Genomic DNA, 17,550 nt, shown 5'->3' on the forward strand with positions numbered 1-17,550 from the left:
CATGGACGGCGTGCTGATCCAGTCCCGCGAGGTCATCGAACTCGCCTGGACGACCGTGGCGCGCCAGTACGCAATCGCCGTCGACCAGGCGTTCATCGACGAGCACATTCACGGCCGCCCCGGTGGCTACACCTTGCAGGCCCTGTTCGGCCGCTTCGACGAGCGTAAGCGGGCGGCGATCAAGCAGGAAGTCGACGCCATCGAGGAACGTTCCGCGTGCTCGCTGGTGCCGGGCGTCGCCGAACTGATCGACCGGCTCAGGGGGCGCGTGCCCATGGCCCTGGTGACCAGCAGTTGGCGGGCGCGGGTCGAACACGTCCTGCAGCAACATGACCTGGCCTCGGCCTTCGACACCATCATCTGCCGTGACGATGTGCGCCACGGCAAGCCCGCGCCCGATCCCTATCACCTGGCGGCGGCGCGGCTGGGTTGCCGAAGCGATGAATGCCTGGTCTTCGAAGACTCCGTCAGCGGCGTGCAGTCGGCCACCGGCAGCGGCGCGCTGTGCATCGGCATCGGCGACGACCCGACCCTGACCGGGCACGGCGCCGCGTGCGCGTACGCCGACTTCACCCGGCTGCCGGTCTCGCTGGCGGCGGAATCGGCCCATGGCTACGTCGACGGCGGCCTGGTCCTCAGTGCCCGGGAGGCGGTTCTCTCATGACGCCGACCCTCAAGCACGCCAGCGTCCTGTGGGACTTTCTCGGGTCGGGGCGCGGGCACGAGTCCTGCGAGCTGATCGTAGTCTGCGGCTCCTACGACCTGCGGGTCTGCGACTACGCCTGCGAGCTGCTCAAACGCGGCGTCGCCCCGCACCTGCTGTTCACCGGCAACACCGGCAACTGGACGAAGCATTTGTGGGAACGTCCCGAAGCCGAAGTCTTTGCGCAACGGGCCCTTATGCTGGGGGTGCCGGCGGAGCGGTTCACCCTGGAGCGCCGCGCCACCAATTTCGCCGAGAACATCGCCTTCGCCAGGGCGCTGTTTCCGGACGTGCGCCGGGCGACGTTCCTGACCAAACCCAACTCGATCCGGCGCGTGGCGTTGACCTTGCCCGTGCAGTGGCCGGAACTCGACGCGTGGGTGGATGCGCCGGCGTTCGGCTTTCCCGACGGGGTCAGTCACTTGATCGGCGTGCTGGGGCTGATCGACGAAATGGTCGGGGATGTGCACCGGATCAAGGTTTATCCGTCGCTGGGCTTTCAGGTCGGGCAGGAAATCCCGGAAGATGTCCAGGTGGCCTGGCGCTACCTGATCGAGCAGGGATTCGATCATCATCTGATCAAGGGAAGGGACTGACGCTGGCCTGATGCCGGAGACCCCATGCGCTACGACACACTGATCCGCAACGCCCACGTCATCGACGGCAGCAATGCCCGCGGCTACACCGCCGACGTGGCGATCCGAGCCGGCCGCATCGAGCGCATCGGCGACCTGCCGGACGCCCGCGCCCGCGAAGAGATCGACGCGGCCGGGCGGGTGCTGGCGCCGGGGTTCATCGACGTGCACACCCACGACGACACCGTGGTGATCCGCCAGCCGCAGATGCTGCCCAAGCTCAGCCAGGGCGTGACCACGGTGATCGTCGGCAACTGCGGGATCAGCGCCGCACCGGTCAGCCTGCGGGGCGATCCGCCGGATCCGATGAACCTGCTGGGCAGTGCGGCGGCGTTCGTCTATCCGCGCTTTCGCGATTACCGCGCCGCGGTCGAATCGGCGAACACGACGCTGAACGTGGCGGCGCTGGTCGGGCATACGGCGCTGCGCAGCAATCACCTCGATGACCTTTTCCGCACCGCCAGCGCCGAAGAGATCGCCGCCATGCGCGAGCAGTTGCGCGAAAGCCTCGAAGCAGGGGCCTTGGGGTTATCCACAGGCCTGGCCTATGCGAGCGCGTTCTCGGCGTCCACCGAGGAAGTGATGCAACTGACCGAAGAACTGAACGCCTTCGGCGCGGTGTACACCACCCACCTGCGCAGTGAATTCGAACCGGTGCTGGAGGCCATGGACGAAGCGTTCCGCATCGGACGCCACGCGCAATCGCCGGTGATCGTCTCCCACCTCAAGTGCGCCGGCGTCGGCAACTGGGGGCGCAGTCCGCAATTGTTGGCGTCCCTGGAAGCGGCGGCAAAGACCCATCCGGTGGGCTGCGACTGCTATCCGTACGCGGCCAGTTCCTCGACCCTGGACCTCAAGCAGGTCACCGACGCCCACCGCATCACCGTCACCTGGTCCACGCCCCACCCGCAGATGGGCGGCCGCGACCTGGCCGACATCGCCGCCGAATGGCAGGTGCCGCTGCTGGAGGCGGCGCGGCGCCTGCAACCGGCGGGCGCGGTGTATTACGGCATGGACGAGAACGACGTGCGGCGGATCCTCGCGCATCCGCTGACGATGGTCGGCTCCGACGGCCTGCCGGAAGACCCGTTCCCGCATCCTCGCCTGTGGGGCGCGTTCCCTCGGGTGCTGGGGCATTTCAGCCGCGATGTCGGGCTGTTTCCGTTGCACACCGCCGTGCACAAGATGACCGGGCTGTCGGCCAAGCGCTTCGGCCTGGCGGAACGCGGGGAAATCCGCGAAGGGCATTGGGCGGATCTGGTGCTGTTCGACCCGGCCACCGTGCGCGACGTGGCGGACTTCAACGACCCGCAACGGCCGGCGCAGGGGATCGACGGCGTGTGGGTCAACGGCGCTTTGAGCTACCGCGACGGGCAAGCTACAGGGTGCCGGGAAGGACGGTTTCTGGCGCGCCGGGGCGACCTGCGGGAGGGATTTCGCTGAGGATTCCGAGCAGTGCGTCACAGTGGTGGCACATTGCAATTAAAGAATGCCGGGCGCAGGCCGAAGCGCTGACATCCAGCCCGTCTACAATTGGGGCCAATCAGTCAGGGAGCAACCCATGAGCTTCGGCAAAACCACTCCGATCCTGCGGATTTTCGATGAGGCCAAGGCGATCGAGTTCTACGTCGGTTTCCTCGGCTTCACGATCGATTGGCAGCACCGCTTCGAAGAAGGCTTCCCGCTGTACCTGCAAATCTCCCGGGGTGATTGCGTGCTGCACCTGTCCGAACACCACGGCGACGCCACGCCGGGCTCGGCCCTGCGCATCGAGACCGACGAACTGGAGGCGTTTCAGCAGCAACTGATCGCCAAGGCCTACAAATTCGCCCGCCCGGACATCCAGGCCATGCCGTGGGGCAGCCAGGACATGACCGTGACCGATCCGTTCGGGAACCGGTTGGTGTTCACCAATGCGATTTGTGTTTGAGGCGTTCGCTGGCGTAGCAGAGCGTCTGCGGTAACGGCCGAACGTTTTCGGCAACCCTTCTGACCGCTTTCGCGGGCAAGTCGCATCGCCGTTCCCACATGGCTTTGCGGTGGGCGCAGATTCTGCATCCACCCCAATCCTCTGTGGGAGCCAGCCTGCTGGCGATGGCGCCAGAGAAGGCGCCCCAGGAAAAGATCAAGACAGTTGCTCCCGCAGGTTCGTTGCGTCCCTGCGGGAGCAGGCTTGCCCGCTGACGGGTGTCAGACGCGGAAGTGACTCACCATCTGCTGCAGCTGACCGCCCAGGCGGGCCAGTTCGACGCTGGACGCGGCGGTCTCGTCGCTCGCGGCGGCGGTCTGTTCGGACACGTCGCGCACGTTGATGATGCTGCGGCTGATCTCTTCGGCCACGGCGCTCTGCTGCTCGGCGGCGGCGGCGATCTGCTGGTTCATCGACTGGATGTTCGACACCGTGCGGGTGATGTTCTCCAGGGAGTCGCCGGCCTTGCGGGTCAGGGCCACGCTACTGTCGGTCAGGGCGCGGCTGTTGTTCATCACGGCGGCCACTTGCTGGGTGCCGTTCTGCAGGCCCGCCACCAGGCCTTCGATTTCCTCGGTGGACTTCTGCGTGCGCTGGGCCAGGCCGCGGACTTCGTCGGCGACCACGGCGAAGCCACGGCCCGCCTCACCGGCTCGGGCCGCTTCGATGGCGGCGTTGAGGGCCAGCAGGTTGGTCTGTTCGGCCACGGCCTTGATCACGTCCATGACGCTGCCGATCTTGTCGCTTTCCTGCTGCAGCACGGTCATGGCTTCGGTGGAGCGCACCACTTCGCTGGCCAGACGCTCGATCTGGGCGATGGCTTCGTTGACCACCTTGTCGCCGTCGCGGGCTTCGCCGTCGGCGGCCGCAGCGGCCTGGGAGGCCTCTTCGGCGTTGCGCGCGACTTCCTGCACGGTGGCGGTCATTTCATGCATGGCGGTGGCGACCTGATCGGTCTCGACCTTCTGGCTGTTGACCCCGGCGCTGGTCTGCTCGGTGACGGCCGACAGCTCTTCGGCGGCGCTGGCGATCTGGGTGACGCCGTCGCGGATGCCGCTGATCAGGTCGCGCAGGGTCACGCCCATGCGGGCGATGCCTTGCTGCAGCACGCCGAGTTCGTCGCGGCGGGTGACCTTGACGTTCTGGGTCAGGTCGCCGCTGGCGATGCGCTCGACCACGGTCAGGGTTTCCTGCAGCGGACGGGTGATCTGACGGGTGATGATCACGGCGGCGATCACGCCCACCAGCAGCGCCAGCAGGGTGCTGATCAGTTGCAGGGTGCGGGCCTGGGCGCTTTCCACGTCGCGGCGGTCAAGCTGGATCTGGTACAGCTGCTCGCTCAGGGTCACGATGGTGGCGCCCTGGTCGGTCATTTCCTTGCGCGCCTGCACGGCGTCGGTGTTGGCGGCCTTGTAGGCCTGCAAGGCGCTGCGGTAGCTGACCAGCGCGTCTTCCAGCTGGCGCAGGGCGCTCTGGTGGGAGCTGGCGAAGTGCGCGTTCAGTTGCTTGAGGCTGGCGATCGCGACATTCAGCTGGGCGACGGCTTTCTGTTCGGTGTCGGCGTTGGTGGTGGCGGTGTAGCCGCGCACTTCGTAGCGCGCCAGGATGAAAGCTTCCTTGGCTTCGGTGATGGCCTGGAACTGCTCGAAGCGCTGCTCGCTCATCGGCAGTTGGCGGACGAAGTCGCTGATGGTCTCAAGCTGGGTGTAGGCGGTCTCGGCGTTGGCGGACATGGTGTCGCGTGCGCTGTTGCCGGTACGGTAGGCGTTGCGCATCTTGTTCAGCGACGTCTGGTACTCGGCGATGGTCTGCGCCTGCTCCTTGAGCAGTTTGACGTTTTCCGGGCTTTTGAACTTGCTGATCAACGCCTGCTGCTGAGCGGCGAAGCCGTCGAGGGTGGTCTGCACGTTCTGCGCGGCGGTCTCGTCGCCGTTGGTCAGCATGTATTGCAGGCGCACCACGCGCAGCTTGGTCAGGCCGGCGTTGAGCTGGGTGATGTCGCTCATCCAGTTGCTGCGGTCAATCAGGCCGCCCAGGCTGGTCCAGCCGGTCAGCGCCAGGATGCAGGTCAGTGCCAGGACAAGGCCGAAGCCCAGCCCCAGTTTGAGGTTCACGCTGATGTTGCCGAACCAGCTATTCATCACAATTCCTCCAGAAACGTTGTGCTGCTTGATCGTCGGTTGGGCTGGAAGATTGTTGTTCTTTTGAGCCAGCAAGGGTGTTAGCAGGACTGTATCGGCCGCAATCCCGAGAGCTGAAAGGATTTTGTCGGACGGAATCTGTAACAAAGCTTTCCGGCGCGTCCGCACGTCCTCCCAAGGTTTTTTTCACACGCGTTTCACCGGTCGCCCACGCCGCTGTCCTTAACCTCGCCGCTTTGAATGTCGCGTGCTGTATGCCGGTGAGGCGGCCTGCTGTGGAATTGAGACTGAGTCTGTTCGGGGTCAAACGCTCGCTGTCGCTGGGCGGCCTGGCCCGCTACCGCAATGCCTGGGTGATCCTGGCGGCCACGCTGCTGGCGGTTCCCTTGACCCTGTGGCTGCTGGCGCCTGCGGCGGTGCCGGACCTGGCCCACGGCAACGTGGCCGGCGCAAAGGCGCTGGCGGCGGGGTGGGCCAAGGGCGACATGATCGTGCTGGTGCGCCATGTCGAGCGCTGCGACCACTCCAAGGCGCCTTGCCTGATCGGCAACGATGGCATCACCGACCGCTCGCGCAGCGTTGCCGTGGGCGTCGGCGCGCAGTTCGAGCGCCTGGGCCTGGCCCATGCCGACATCTACAACAGCCCGATGCTGCGCACCGTGCAGACCGCCGGCTACATGTTCAACCGGGCGGCGACCGGCGAGGACTGGCTGATCAACTGCAAGGGCCGGATGCTGCAGGACGCCCTCGCGCACAAGGTGCCGGGGCGCAACCTGATCCTGGTGACCCACAGCGAATGCATGGCGCAGCTGGAAAAGGATCTGAAGGTCTCCGCCTCGACGCCCGGCTACGGCGCCTCCCTGTTCATCTCCGCCGCCAACCCATCGGCGCCGAAAATGCTCGGCCTCATCGAAGCCTCGGACTGGCGCTCGGTGACTGCCCAATGACTGCCTCCCTCACCTCAGGACACTCCATGACGCCCAGCCGCTACTACCTGTTCAACTTCGGCATTCCCCTGGCCTGCGCGGCGCTGGTGTTTGCGGTGTTCGACATGACCCACCTCGATGTCGCCTTCAGCAACCTGCTGTTCGACCCGGTGAGCCAGTTGTTCCCCATCGAGCAGAACCACCTGTTCGAACAGTTCACCCACAAATGGGCGCGAATCATTCCGAACTGGACGGCCGAAGGGGCGTTGATCGCGTTGATGCTGTCGTTCGTCTGGCCATTGTTGGGCACCGACCGGCGCCCGCGCCTGGGTGCGTTCCTGGAGCGCAGCCAGGTGGCGCCGGTTCTGCGCTTCGCCGCTGAGCATCGGCGCGACTGGCTGTTCGTCGTCGTGGCGTTCGCGCTGTGCACCGGCGTGATCCATTTCCTCAAGGCCCACACCAGCGTGTATTGCCCGATCGAAACCACGCTGTACGGCGGCAAGATGGCGCACGTCGACTGGTTCAGCAATTTCCAGCTGTTCCGCGAGGCCGGCGACGGCCGCTGCTGGCCGGGCGGCCACGCGTCGGGCGGGTTCACCATGCTGGCGCTGTACTTTGTCGCGCGCCGTCACCAGTGGCGTTTCTCCAGCGCCGTGCTGTACGGATCGCTGCTGCTCGGCCTGATCTACGGCACCACGCGGGTGCTGCAGGGCTGGCACTACATGTCCCACACGTTCTGGGCCGGGATCTTCGTCTGGCTGACCTGCCTGCTGACGGCGCTGGCGTTCTACGGCCAGGCCCGGCTGGCGTTGCCGGTGCTGCAAGAGCGCCGGCGGCCGGTGTTCGCCGCCCAGGCCGGCACTGCCTGACCCTTCTGCGTCGTGCATGAAAAAACCGCCGTCACTGGCGGTTTTTTCATGGGCGTGAATCCCTCAGTAGCCGACGAAATAGTAGGCCTGGCGCCCGACCATCATGGTCTTGAGCACTTTGAGCGGCGCGGCGGGCTCGCCGTCGCCGGACATCACCGCCACGTGGGCCGGCGAGGCGCGCAGGTAGGCGTCCAGTTGGGCGGGGGTGTCCAGGCCCTTGAGGATGCTCTGGGTGTAGAACACGCTGGCGCCACCCAGCCGCTCGTTGGCCTGGAACAGCGCCACCTGTTGGCCGTTGGCCTGCATCGACTGGATCTGCTCGGTCAGCGGCAGGAACGACAACTGACGGTCGGCCCGGGGCATCGCCCACTGCGCTGCGCCCAGGTAACTGGCGATCACCAGCGCCAGCAGGCCGGATGCCAAGGCCCGGCGGTGCCGAGCGAGCCAGCCGGTGAAGCCGTGTTCGCGGCCCTTCAGCCGTTCGAACAGCACCGCCGCGTACTCCGCTGCGATCACAGCGGCGGCCGGGGTCATCGACATCAGGTACACCGTGCGTTTGCTGGAGGCCAGGGTCAGCATGATGAACTGGGCAATGATCCACAGGCTGAAAAACAGCAGGTAACGGTTGGCCCGCAGGCTTTTGCGAAAGTGCCACAGCCCCAGGTACACCAGAATGTTCCACGGCAGGAACGCTTCCGGCAGTTTGGCCAGGTAGTAGTAGAACGGTTCGTAGTGGCCGGCCTCCACGAAGGAGCCGCTGAAGCGCCCGACGCTGTTGGTCAGCAGCACTTCGCCCACGGCCTGCGCGCCGCCGCGCTGGTACAGCACCGCCAGCCAGATCAGCAGCGGCACCAGCCCCAACGCCGTCAGCAGGCCCGGACGCAGCCAGGCGCCGAGCTTCAGGCGCCGGTCCATCAGGTTGTCCGCCAAAAGGTACGCGAAGATCACCACCCCCGGCATGGCCAGGCCCAGCACGCCTTTGCTCAGGGTAGCGACGGCGATCCCGGCGGCGAACAGCAGGCCGTTACCCACCGTCGGCGAACGCAGGCCCTGGAAAAACGCCAGCAGCGCGGTGGTCACGCCGAGCGCCAGCAACGCGTCTTCGCCGACGCCACGCACGTTGCTCCAGTAGCTGGCCATGGTCGCCAGCAGAATCCCCGCCGTCCAAGCGATGGCCCGTGGCCGTCCGAGGCGGCGCAGCATCGTGTACAGCACCATCACGCTGAACAGCCCGGCAAACGCCGACGCCAGCCGCACCGCCCACGGCGACACGCCGAACACGCGCAGGGCGCCGGCGTCCAGCCACAGGCTCAGGGGCGGTTTCTCCAGGAACGGCTCGCCGAACAGGCGCGGCGTCACCCAGTCGTTGTCCAGGTGCATCTCCATGGCGATCCCGGCGACCCGGGCCTCGGTGGAGCCTTGCAGTTGATGGTTGCCCAACGCGAAGAAGAACAGCAGGGCGGCAAGCAGGAACAGGGACGAGGCGGCACGCGACATGGATTCAGGCAACCGGAGTGAGCAGGAAACCCGAGCTTACCCGGCCAATGCTTAACAAATTGTGAACGTCAGGAAAGACGTCGCGACCAACGCTGCTCCTCTGCCTCGAACCGCTCGTTCACCCGCGCCGTCAGCACATGGTCCTGCCAGCGCCCGGCGATGTTCAGGTACGCCTTGGCGTAACCCTCACGCTCGAACCCCAGGCGCTCCAGCAACCGCGCACTGCGCTCGTTGCCGGGAATGTAGTTGGCCATGATCCGGTGCAGGTTCTGGCTTTCGAACATGTAGGCGATGCCGGCCTCCAGCGCTTCATGCATCAAACCCTGGCCCTGATGGGCCTCATCGATGTGATAGCCCAGGAAGCAGGCCTGGAACGCGCCGCGGATGATCCCGCTGAAATTGCACGCGCCGATCATCTGCCCGCCGTCCGGCGTCAGCAGCGCCAAATGCACCGCCAGCCCGGCCTCGAAAGCGCTGCCCTGCACCTCAAGGCGCCGGCGGATCTGTTCGGTGGAGAAGTAGTCGTCGGTGCGGATCGGCGACCACGGGGCCAGGTGACGCTGGTTGCGTTGGTAGAAATCGTGTTCCAGACCCGCCTGCTCCGGATCGAGCACGGCGAGCGTCAGGCGTTGGCAGGGCAAGGTGAACAGCGGCATCGGGCGCTCCGTTGGCGGGACTTACTGGAAGAATTGACCGATAGGGACGAAAACACAAACCGCTCGCTTGAGTTTGCGCAGGGTCTGAAGATTCACGAGGCGGCTTCGTATATCGTCGAACCACATGGAATCCGATCAAGGAAAAGGAAATGGAGTTTGCGTTCACCACCGGCCAGCAATCATTGCGCCTGCTGCCCCCCGACCCGACGCTGTGCACCGCGCTTGCCCACGCGCTCAACACCAGCCACGTCGCCCACGCCGAATTCCTGCCCTGGGCCCGTCCCCACACCACCGAGGAACAGGCGCTTGAGTTTCTGCTCATGTCCCGTGACGACTTCAGCAGCGAGGCCGGCGAGCGCCGCTGGTTCATCGTCGCCGACGACGGCCAGACCGTCCTGGGCTGCATCGGCCTGAAGCCTCGGCGACGCAATCGTTACGTCGTGGGGTACTGGGCCAACACCGAGCATTCGGGCAAGGGCTACATGCGTGCTGCATTGAGCCGATTGCTTTGTGGTTTTCCTGACGCTGCCTTCTATCTGAGCGCGTCTTCGGCCAACACCCGCAGCCAACGCCTGGCGGAATCCGTCGGATTCGAGCTGATCCGCGTGCACCCCGCCGCCCGCAACTCGCCGCAGCACGGCGTGCAAGACACGCTGGCCTACCGCCTCAAGGCCAAACCCCAGGCAAAAAAAAGCCCGCGGGAGAGCGCGGGCGAACCGTAGTTTCTTGAATGAGCGAGGGCAATGTACACGGCCGTCGATTAACGGGGGGTGAAGAAAAGTTCATGTCGATGAATGACTTGCACCCTCGGCGCCAAGCCTGCCGCCTCAGTGGACAACGGGCGCCGGCGGTGGCACGACGACCTGCTGCGGATCGACAGTTTCCAGCGCCCGACACACCAGCATCTCCGTCATGGTCGCCAACTGCTGAATCGCCAGCATCCGACTGCGCTGCGCCCCCTCGAAACCGTCGGCGAAATTCGCCGTCACGGAGTTGAGCGCGGCCAGGGTTTGGGTGGCGTGCGTGAGCAGGGTCAGCGTGTCCACATCGGTGCGGACGCTGAAGAGCTCCTTGAAGGGTGGCGCTTGCCGGCGCTTGCGCGCACGTTCGCTGGGCTGCGGGCGGGATTCGTGGGGTTCCGAATCGGGTGCTGGGGATGGCGGGGTCTGGCTGTCTTTCTTCATGACGGGGCTCCAGGCATTTGATGGCCGGGTGAAAGCGAAGCCAGGAGCCTATCGTGTCGGTGATGCTTGAAACAGTTCATGGAAGTCGACGCGTGTTGCGGGAAACTTCCTAGGACGTGCTTAGGGGAGCACGGAGCTCGGCTGAAGTTGGCGTGTGTCTGAAGTGATGTCCCCACAGTTAAATGCCTAGCCCACCGGAGCGATTCAGTGACGAACTTACGGTCAGGTCGGTGAGCAATGTTGGCTGCAATACGGCGTTGACTGATGCTGGGGCTATTCAGGTAGGCGCAGAGACTTTTTTCGACCGTCGCGCGTGATCGACTGTAGGGCAGCAGTACCAACTTGTGGACAAGTATGTTGCTTCGCCGTCGAGCTGATCGCGGCCTTGTGAAACCTGATTTTTGCCTGCAGGTAAGCAGAGCTACGTGTCGTGCTTTTTTCATTCACACAAAGAATCACCATTGCTACAGTTTCGCCTCAACTCCATGGAAAGAATGAGTATCAACATGCCCACGATGTGGATGATTCGAGGTGACGGCGGCCGTCTCTATGACGATTTCAGAGATCGCAATCTCGCAGCCATTGGGTGGACTCAACTGGCGCTTGAGGCCAAGCCTGGCGTTACCCGAAAGGCGTTGATCCAAGCCTATAAAGATCTACAGCCAGGGATCAAGGATGCAAGTGCCGTATCGGGTGCTTCCCAGGTGTTCCGTTTCGTTAACGAAATCAACATCGGCGATACGGTCGTTACCTATTCTCCTGCGAACCGGACCTACTTGGTGGGCCGCTTCACTGGTGCGTGCCAGCATCGTCCCGACCTGGCAGAGGAGGGTATGTCTTTGACCAGGCCGGTTGAGTGGTTTGCGCAGGAGGTCGACCGCGACAAACTCACCGGTGCCAGCAGAAACAGCCTGGGATCTACGCTTACCGTGTTCAATGTTGCTGAGGATGCCCAGAAGGAATTGCTGGCCCTGGCCACTGGTAAGAGCGTGACCACTGCACCAAAGGATTTGATTGAAGAACCAGAAGCTCTTGAGGATCCGCTGAAGGGCGTTCAGGAGATCGCTTTCGAGCGCATCAAAGATCAAATCAACAGTCTGGACTGGGCTGAGATGCAGGAGTTGGTAGCGGGTATCTTGCGAGCGATGGGATACAAAACGCTTGTGTCACCGGCCGGTGCTGACCGGGGCAAGGACATCATTGCATCGCCCGATGGCTTTGGATTTGAGCCACCGCGAATTGTTGTCGAGGTCAAGCATCGGAATGCTCGGATGGGGAGCAACGAAATCCGCAGCTTTCTCGGTGGAAGGCACAAGGATGATCGAGGGCTGTATGTAAGCACTGGTGGGTTTACTAAAGAGGCGCTGTATGAAGGTGAGCGGGCCAACGTACATCTGACGATGTGGACGTTGGATGAACTGGCGCGCACGTTGATGGCGCATTACCCAGCCACCGATCCGGAGACTAAGCGATTGGTGCCGTTGAGTTACTTTTACGTGCCTGCGTGAAGGTTGCATGTCTTGAGTTGGTGATTGGAGAGGTGGAGGATTCGGGTGAGATGAGATCTAGTTCTACCCAATTCCAGGCACAATCAAAGACATCCGGGGAGGTCTTTGATTGAACATTTGATGGGCCGGGGTAATCTGAACTGAAATTGTAAGCTACTGATTTTTAAGTTTTTAACGTATTTTTGATTTGCTGGGAGTATTCTTTGGAATACCGGGCCCCCTTTGCAATTCTCTCAGATGTAATCGGCCGAGCCGATACAGGTACGCCCGGACAGGGGCTTGCTGCGTGGAATGAAAAGCCGAGCTGAACGACTCTGTGAATGCCGGTGGCCACACCGACCAGCTATCCGATCTCCTCGCCAGACCCTCTCCCGAGCTTCTACACGATTCTTTACACCCAGATGACCCCTTCTTAGAGTTACAATGCGAGCTTTTTCGTGAGGGGCATCCGTTGGCCAAACCCTCACATTGGGTGCTTTTTCGCAGGCTTGCCCGCTCATCGTTCAGCTGGGGATAGAAACGTGTTCCAAAAGGTATTTGATGCAATTCAGGCCAAGCGCAATCGCCCGTGGAGTAATGAGGAGGAGGTCAGGGTGGCCTGGATAGCGGCTCTTGAGAACGGGCTTGGGATCCACTTTGATGCGGAGCGTGCGAGGCGTGACGCCAGCTATAACAATGTAGTTATAGAATTTAAAGCGCCGGGCCTTTTCAATGGATCCAAGGACAGTCTGAAATTTAAAGAGGCTACAGAAGATCGTCTGCTCAAATACATCATCTGTGCTGCCAAGGCTCAGGGTCTTCAACAGGATGAGTACATTGGTATTGCTATCGATGGCGACCATATCTGCTTTGCTCAGGTGGTCGATAACAGCATTCATACCCAGCATTTGTTGCCATTTTCACCTGAGGTCGTAGGGCTGGTCCTTAAGGCCATCCAGAGTAATTACCGCCGCGCTGTGATTACTGAAAACCTGATCGAAGACTTTGGGCAGGGGGCTCAGCATGGTATTGCTCTGATGCAGACTATGTCCGATGCGCTAGCTGCCGGCCTCGCTTTAGATGGCAACAACAAGATCAAGATGCTATTTGAAGAGTGGCGTACACTTTATGGTCAAGTTGCCGACCTTTCCCGCGAGCAGGAAAGCGCCATTGATGCGTCATTGCGATTTGTCTGGAGAGGTGGTGCCCGATACAAGATGGCGGGTAGGCTATTTGTTATCCATAGCTACAACTCATTGGTTATCAAGCTGTTGGCAGCTGAGATTGTATCCGCGCATGGCCTCTCGTCCAAGAAGGGCCTGACCCAGGAGATGGCATTCCTTTTGAGTGATGAGGCGTTGCTCAGCTCACTCGGTAGTGACATTGAGCGAGGTCAGATTTTTGCCGAAGCGGGTATCAAAGGATTTATCGAAGAGGCTATCTTTAGTTGGTATCTGGATGTTTGCCAGGACTCCACTTTCAGAAAACAACTTGTTGATGCTCTGCGTGGCGTTTTGGGCAAGCTCTCTCTCTATCGTACAGATCGTCTTGAGCGCACGCGAGATGTGCTACGCGATTTTTACCAAGGGTTGGTGCCTGAAACATTGCGTAAGAGCCTAGGGGAGTTTTACACTCCTGACTGGTTGGTAGAGCACACTCTATCCAGCGCGAAAATTGATGATTGGTTGAACACTCGGGGACTTGATCCTACCTGTGGCTCAGGCTCCTTCATTATTGAAATGATTCGGCGTAAGCGGCTCGCTGCAGAATCAGCTGGAATGACCGCCTATCAAACTGTTGAAATGCTCTGCCAGTCAGTATGGGGATTCGATTTAAATCCTTTGGCAGTACAGACAGCTCGTGTGAACTACCTCATGGAGATTGCGGACTTGTTGCGGACCTGCAAAGGTGAGCAAATTGAAATTCCGATTTTATTAGCGGATGCCATCTACTCACCAGCACGAGATCCAAACGACAATGAAAATGTGGTTTCGTATCAGATTGGTAGCCAAGTGGCTCGTCTGGATATTCGCTTACCTTCTCAACTGGCTTTCGATCGTAAGCGTTTGGATGATGTTTTTGAGCTCATGGGAGAGGCTGTCGAAAAAAATATGGAGTTCGCTCAAGCTGAAGATCTTTTGGTCAAATTCAAGCTTTTGAGCATAGATGATGCGGCTGCTTGGCGTAAAACCTTAAAGGAGACTTATGACCAGGTCCTAGGGCTGCACCGGCAAGATTGGAATGGTATTTGGTTCCGTATCGTGCGGAATTTCTTCTGGTCGGCTACTGCAGGGCACTTTGACTTGGTATGTGGAAATCCACCATGGGTGCGATGGTCAAAGCTACCTGAAGCGTATCGGGAACGGGTCAAGCCTACATGTGAGCAATATTCTATTTTCTCCAATACTAAGTTTCATGGCGGTAACGAGCTTGATATTTCCGCCATTATTACTTACACAACGGGAGACAAGTGGCTAAAAAATGGCGGTAAGCTTGCTTTTGTGATTACCCAAACCGTATTTCAGTCCCCATCATCGTCCGGGTTCAGGAATTTCAAAATTACCAAAAGCGATTGGCTGTCGCCGCTTTTTGTTGATGACCTAAAAGCTCTCAAGCCATTTCCAGATGCCGCAAACAAAACTTCTGTGGTGGTTTTTGAGAAGGGAAAAGAGTCCCCAGCCTATCCGGTTGATTATCGGGTTTGGCAGGCGGCAAAACGCTCTAGTAAGGCTATCGATCCCACTCTATCTCTTCATGACGTTCTAGATCGTGTATCGATTTTGAGCATGGAGGCTATGCCTGTAGGGGAGGTGGGATCACCGTGGGCAATTTTGAACCCTGGCCGCTGGGATGTGGTGAGCAAACTGTCTGGTGAGTCTAAGTGGATCGTAGGCCGTAAAGGTATCACAGCAGACCTTAATGGCGTCTACTTCGTTCCTATTGAGGATGTTTCTGATAAAGGAGCGGTTCAGATTAGGACAAGGCCAGAGGCTGGGAAAAAGGACATTGGTAAGGCAAAGAAGGTTTGGGTTGAGCCAGATTTGCTTTTTCCCTTGATTAAAGGCGCGAGTGACTTTGAAGCTTGCTACTTTAAGCCAGCTCAAGGCCTTTTTACGATTGTGCCAAATAAAGGTATTAATCGGGACGATTACGAGGCAGCTGAGGCTGTTGTTCAAGATCTTAAACGGACAAAGCAATACTTCAACTCTTTCAAAGACATCTTGTCTCAGCGTTCGACTTATCGAGGCCGGATGCCTGGTGCGCCTTATTACGCCGTCTACAACGTAGGCGAGTTCACCTTTAAACCTTGGAAGGTGATATGGGCTGAAATGTCTGGGCAGTTTTCTGCTGCCGTAGCCGGGACGGCGGAGGTTCCTTTCAGGGGGGAGCGTCCTTACGTGCCGGATCACAAAGTTTACTTTGTAGCCTTTGATGATAAACAGGAGGCCCATTTCCTCTGCGGTTTGCTTAATTCCCATGTCGTGAAAGAGTATGTGGAGAGCCATAATATTTCTATTCAAGTGGGTAATATCTTCAAGCACATGGAGTTGCCTCGTCTCAACAAAAATTTTGCTGATCACGTAGACTTGACCATTTTGGTGGAGCAAGCTCATCAAGAACATAATTTTGCTGCGCGCCAGATTCTAGTACAAGGGATTGCTGCTCACGCTGATATGGTATTAACGAAATGGATGGAAACCCTTAGAGCTAAGGCTTGATTTTTGGAGGGGGTCCACCAATCGATTGGTGGGCACCCTGTCAGCGTTTAAAAGGCAGGGAGACGGCGTATTCTTATTTTCCATCTACGGTTTAAAAAACGCTATTGATATTCCAGACATGACCAGAAATGAACATCCCGGGTTCAAGCTACCAGTTGCAGGGCGGTGTTGAGCGCTCGTTGTTTAATGACCGCACCTTGGCTAAACCAAGCGGTGTCAATGCAGTATTCGTTGCTGCGAGCACGGGCTCGTGGTCGACGTACTCGGTGACCGAATTGAGCAGGCCCCATGCCGTGCCCTTCGCCGCTTTAAGTTCCGTACCTCAGCCATTACCGTCATACAGGCTCAGCATCTTAGTTAACGCATGCTCATTCAGGAGGCCGTTCCGCTCGGGGTTGCCCGGCTGTACCTTTGCTTAGCACGTTCCGTAGAAAATCTGTGGCTTCATGGTCTTGCACTTTACGCTCGGCGAGCATTCTCATGCGGTACATTAAGTCGTCCCATTGCGAAACGGCAATGCCCAGTTGCTGCTTTACGGCATGTGGGCTGAAACGGGTACTGCGCGGAACCTTGATCTCCTGGCTGGTGCCATTGACTGCAATGCTCAAGATGTTATTGCAAACGACGCGAATGGTGGTCGGAGTAGCAGTAGTGGTCAGTGTCCCATCGCAGGAAGTAGCCAGCAGTAAATAGCCATTGACCACGTCATTACCTTTGAGCACGACTGGGCACCCATGATGAGCTCCGATGCTGCATGTATTTCAAGAAATACCAGTCATGGGCTTGGAATACCACGTGGAATACACGAGTTGTAGGATGAGCTCAGATACCATCGGGCCGCTTTGGTTACTTGATTTCAGGCACAAAAAAAGACGTCCAAAGACGTCTTCTTTCATCGAATTGGTGGAGCCGGGGGGATTTGAACCCCCGTCCGCCAGTGCTCCGCTGTCGGTACTACATGCGTAGCCGTGTCTATTGAGTTAACCCTCAGCGACCCGACGGGCAGGGTGCTTTGGGCGAGTTGTGTAAGTTTTAGCCGCTTCGTCCACAACGTACTGCACGGCGATTCTGTTCTATATGACAATCATTTCGGGTTTACAGACATCCCCTGATGATTGCTGGGCCCGAAGGCACCAGGAGTGCATGTCAGCTGCAATTAAGCAGCGAGAGCAGCACCGTATTGGTCGTCATTGGCAACTATAAGAAGTTGCAACAGTGGATTTACGAGTTCTGTTACCAACTCGGCATGCACCTAAAGTTTCGCCACCGGCGTCGAATCCTAATCGGCCCCGAACCCGTTGCTCGGTATTTCTCTTTGAGCAACAGGCACGTGCAGTGTACGCCAAACCGCTGGCGAGGCCAACCCGAAGGTTGGCCCGTTCACGGATCAGCTCTTGCCGTCCTTGCCGTCCTTGTTCGTGTTGCGGATGTCCTGGAGGGTCTTGGTGGTTTCGGTGATGCATTTCTTGGTGCCATCGTCAGTGTTTTGCGCCTGGTAGGCTTTGGCCTGCTGGACGCTGGCGTCCACCTGGGCGCTCTTGTCCGCAGGAATCTGGGCCTTGGCGTTGGCGATGGATTGCAGGTTGGTCTCGCATAGGTCGCCGGCGGCGAACGCGGCGGAGGTCAGCATCGAGGCGGTGACGAACAGACCGAACAGCACAGAACGTTTCATGGGCAATCTCCTTGAACTGAGGATCCAGACTTCGCTGGCCGTCAGGACGGGCAACCGGATGAAGGAACAGCCCCGTTCGGCGGGGCTTGTTC

14 protein-coding genes, 1 other RNA gene and 3 pseudogenes are annotated in these 17,550 nt (G+C 59.9%); 9 read left to right on the plus strand and 9 right to left on the minus strand.

Annotation, left to right across the window (positions count from 1 at the left end):
* Position 1 precedes the first annotated feature (1 nt).
* The 4 genes from CAG33_RS10655 (at position 2) to CAG33_RS10670 (ending at position 3,268) form a co-directional block, all read left to right on the plus strand.
* The gene (locus tag CAG33_RS10655; RefSeq protein WP_256576731.1) at positions 2-664 is read left to right on the plus strand and encodes an HAD family phosphatase; all 663 of its coding nucleotides are present in this window, start codon (positions 2-4) and stop codon (positions 662-664) included.
* The gene (locus CAG33_RS10660) at positions 661-1,299 is read left to right on the plus strand and encodes a YdcF family protein (RefSeq protein ID WP_085638328.1); all 639 of its coding nucleotides are present in this window, start codon (positions 661-663) and stop codon (positions 1,297-1,299) included. The genes CAG33_RS10655 and CAG33_RS10660 overlap by 4 nt, the downstream gene beginning before the upstream one ends.
* A gap of 24 nt (positions 1,300-1,323) precedes the next feature.
* Positions 1,324-2,781, plus strand: a complete 1,458-nt coding sequence (locus CAG33_RS10665) for an amidohydrolase family protein (RefSeq protein ID WP_085638331.1) — start codon at positions 1,324-1,326, stop codon at positions 2,779-2,781.
* 118 nt (positions 2,782-2,899) lie between these two features.
* Positions 2,900-3,268: a glyoxalase superfamily protein gene (locus CAG33_RS10670; RefSeq protein WP_085578365.1), complete on the plus strand. Its 369-nt coding sequence runs from the start codon at positions 2,900-2,902 to the stop codon at positions 3,266-3,268.
* 260 nt (positions 3,269-3,528) lie between these two features.
* Here the strand turns inward: CAG33_RS10670 and CAG33_RS29020 are convergent, their stop codons facing one another.
* Positions 3,529-4,392, minus strand: coding sequence for a methyl-accepting chemotaxis protein (locus CAG33_RS29020; RefSeq protein WP_371856092.1), 864 nt, complete (start codon positions 4,390-4,392; stop codon positions 3,529-3,531).
* Positions 4,393-4,434: 42 nt separating this feature from the next.
* A pseudogene (locus CAG33_RS29025) lies at positions 4,435-5,385 on the minus strand (methyl-accepting chemotaxis protein); the annotation flags it as partial.
* 338 nt (positions 5,386-5,723) lie between these two features.
* Here CAG33_RS29025 and CAG33_RS10680 point away from each other — a divergent pair.
* Both CAG33_RS10680 and CAG33_RS10685 read left to right on the plus strand, forming a co-directional pair.
* A complete protein-coding gene (locus CAG33_RS10680; protein WP_085578369.1) occupies positions 5,724-6,395 on the plus strand; it encodes a histidine phosphatase family protein in 672 nt (223 codons plus the stop codon).
* A 26-nt stretch (positions 6,396-6,421) separates the two neighbouring features.
* The gene (locus CAG33_RS10685) at positions 6,422-7,243 is read left to right on the plus strand and encodes a phosphatase PAP2 family protein (RefSeq protein ID WP_085633609.1); all 822 of its coding nucleotides are present in this window, start codon (positions 6,422-6,424) and stop codon (positions 7,241-7,243) included.
* Between the two features lie 63 nt (positions 7,244-7,306).
* On the opposite strand, the gene CAG33_RS10690 is transcribed toward CAG33_RS10685, so the two are convergent.
* Together CAG33_RS10690 and rimJ are read right to left on the minus strand one after the other, a co-directional pair.
* Positions 7,307-8,740: a glycosyltransferase family 39 protein gene (locus tag CAG33_RS10690; protein ID WP_085638334.1), complete on the minus strand. Its 1,434-nt coding sequence runs from the start codon at positions 8,738-8,740 to the stop codon at positions 7,307-7,309.
* Between the two features lie 68 nt (positions 8,741-8,808).
* The gene (gene rimJ / locus CAG33_RS10695; RefSeq protein ID WP_085638337.1) at positions 8,809-9,396 is read right to left on the minus strand and encodes a ribosomal protein S5-alanine N-acetyltransferase; all 588 of its coding nucleotides are present in this window, start codon (positions 9,394-9,396) and stop codon (positions 8,809-8,811) included.
* A gap of 149 nt (positions 9,397-9,545) precedes the next feature.
* Between rimJ and CAG33_RS10700 the strand changes: the two genes are divergently transcribed.
* Entirely contained in the window at positions 9,546-10,118 is a 573-nt protein-coding gene (locus tag CAG33_RS10700; protein ID WP_139833003.1) for a GNAT family N-acetyltransferase, read from the plus strand.
* 105 nt (positions 10,119-10,223) lie between these two features.
* Here CAG33_RS10700 and CAG33_RS10705 read toward each other — a convergent pair whose 3' ends face one another.
* Both CAG33_RS10705 and CAG33_RS28760 read right to left on the minus strand, forming a co-directional pair.
* Positions 10,224-10,580: a DUF6124 family protein gene (locus CAG33_RS10705; RefSeq protein ID WP_085638340.1), complete on the minus strand. Its 357-nt coding sequence runs from the start codon at positions 10,578-10,580 to the stop codon at positions 10,224-10,226.
* Between the two features lie 178 nt (positions 10,581-10,758).
* Positions 10,759-10,848, minus strand: a pseudogene (locus CAG33_RS28760) (hydrolase); the annotation flags it as partial.
* 238 nt (positions 10,849-11,086) lie between these two features.
* Between CAG33_RS28760 and CAG33_RS10710 the strand changes: the two are divergent.
* The gene (locus CAG33_RS10710) at positions 11,087-12,088 is read left to right on the plus strand and encodes a restriction endonuclease (protein ID WP_085638533.1); all 1,002 of its coding nucleotides are present in this window, start codon (positions 11,087-11,089) and stop codon (positions 12,086-12,088) included.
* Positions 12,089-12,609: 521 nt separating this feature from the next.
* Positions 12,610-15,786, plus strand: a complete 3,177-nt coding sequence (locus CAG33_RS10715) for an Eco57I restriction-modification methylase domain-containing protein (protein WP_085638343.1) — start codon at positions 12,610-12,612, stop codon at positions 15,784-15,786.
* Between the two features lie 143 nt (positions 15,787-15,929).
* Here CAG33_RS10715 and CAG33_RS29030 read toward each other — a convergent pair.
* The 3 genes and pseudogenes from CAG33_RS29030 to CAG33_RS10730 all read right to left on the minus strand — a co-directional run.
* Positions 15,930-16,529: pseudogene (locus tag CAG33_RS29030) on the minus strand (DUF932 domain-containing protein); the annotation flags it as partial.
* A gap of 158 nt (positions 16,530-16,687) precedes the next feature.
* Positions 16,688-17,077, minus strand: a transfer-messenger RNA (tmRNA) gene (gene ssrA, locus CAG33_RS10725).
* A 96-nt stretch (positions 17,078-17,173) separates the two neighbouring features.
* Entirely contained in the window at positions 17,174-17,458 is a 285-nt protein-coding gene (locus CAG33_RS10730; RefSeq protein WP_085631776.1) for a hypothetical protein, read from the minus strand.
* Positions 17,459-17,550: the final 92 nt, after the last annotated feature.

It is taken from the genome of Pseudomonas sp. B3(2017) (genome assembly GCF_002113595.1).
Taxonomy (GTDB): Bacteria; Pseudomonadota; Gammaproteobacteria; order Pseudomonadales; family Pseudomonadaceae; genus Aquipseudomonas; species Aquipseudomonas ekonensis.

Bases quoted from the DNA above. Each gene is read 5' to 3' on its own strand.
- CAG33_RS10705 (WP_085638340.1), bottom strand. From the start codon at position 10,580: ATGAAGAAAGACAGCCAGACCCCGCCATCCCCAGCACCCGATTCGGAA.
- CAG33_RS10730 (WP_085631776.1), bottom strand. From the start codon at position 17,458: ATGAAACGTTCTGTGCTGTTCGGTCTGTTCGTCACCGCCTCGATGCTG.
- CAG33_RS10690 (WP_085638334.1), bottom strand. From the start codon at position 8,740: ATGTCGCGTGCCGCCTCGTCCCTGTTCCTGCTTGCCGCCCTGCTGTTC.
- rimJ (WP_085638337.1), bottom strand. From the start codon at position 9,396: ATGCCGCTGTTCACCTTGCCCTGCCAACGCCTGACGCTCGCCGTGCTC.
- CAG33_RS10660 (WP_085638328.1), top strand. From the start codon at position 661: ATGACGCCGACCCTCAAGCACGCCAGCGTCCTGTGGGACTTTCTCGGG.
- CAG33_RS10710 (WP_085638533.1), top strand. From the start codon at position 11,087: ATGCCCACGATGTGGATGATTCGAGGTGACGGCGGCCGTCTCTATGAC.
- CAG33_RS10665 (WP_085638331.1), top strand. From the start codon at position 1,324: ATGCGCTACGACACACTGATCCGCAACGCCCACGTCATCGACGGCAGC.
- CAG33_RS10655 (WP_256576731.1), top strand. From the start codon at position 2: ATGGACGGCGTGCTGATCCAGTCCCGCGAGGTCATCGAACTCGCCTGG.
- CAG33_RS10700 (WP_139833003.1), top strand. From the start codon at position 9,546: ATGGAGTTTGCGTTCACCACCGGCCAGCAATCATTGCGCCTGCTGCCC.
- CAG33_RS10670 (WP_085578365.1), top strand. From the start codon at position 2,900: ATGAGCTTCGGCAAAACCACTCCGATCCTGCGGATTTTCGATGAGGCC.
- CAG33_RS29020 (WP_371856092.1), bottom strand. From the start codon at position 4,392: ATGGGCGTGACCCTGCGCGACCTGATCAGCGGCATCCGCGACGGCGTC.
- CAG33_RS10685 (WP_085633609.1), top strand. From the start codon at position 6,422: ATGACGCCCAGCCGCTACTACCTGTTCAACTTCGGCATTCCCCTGGCC.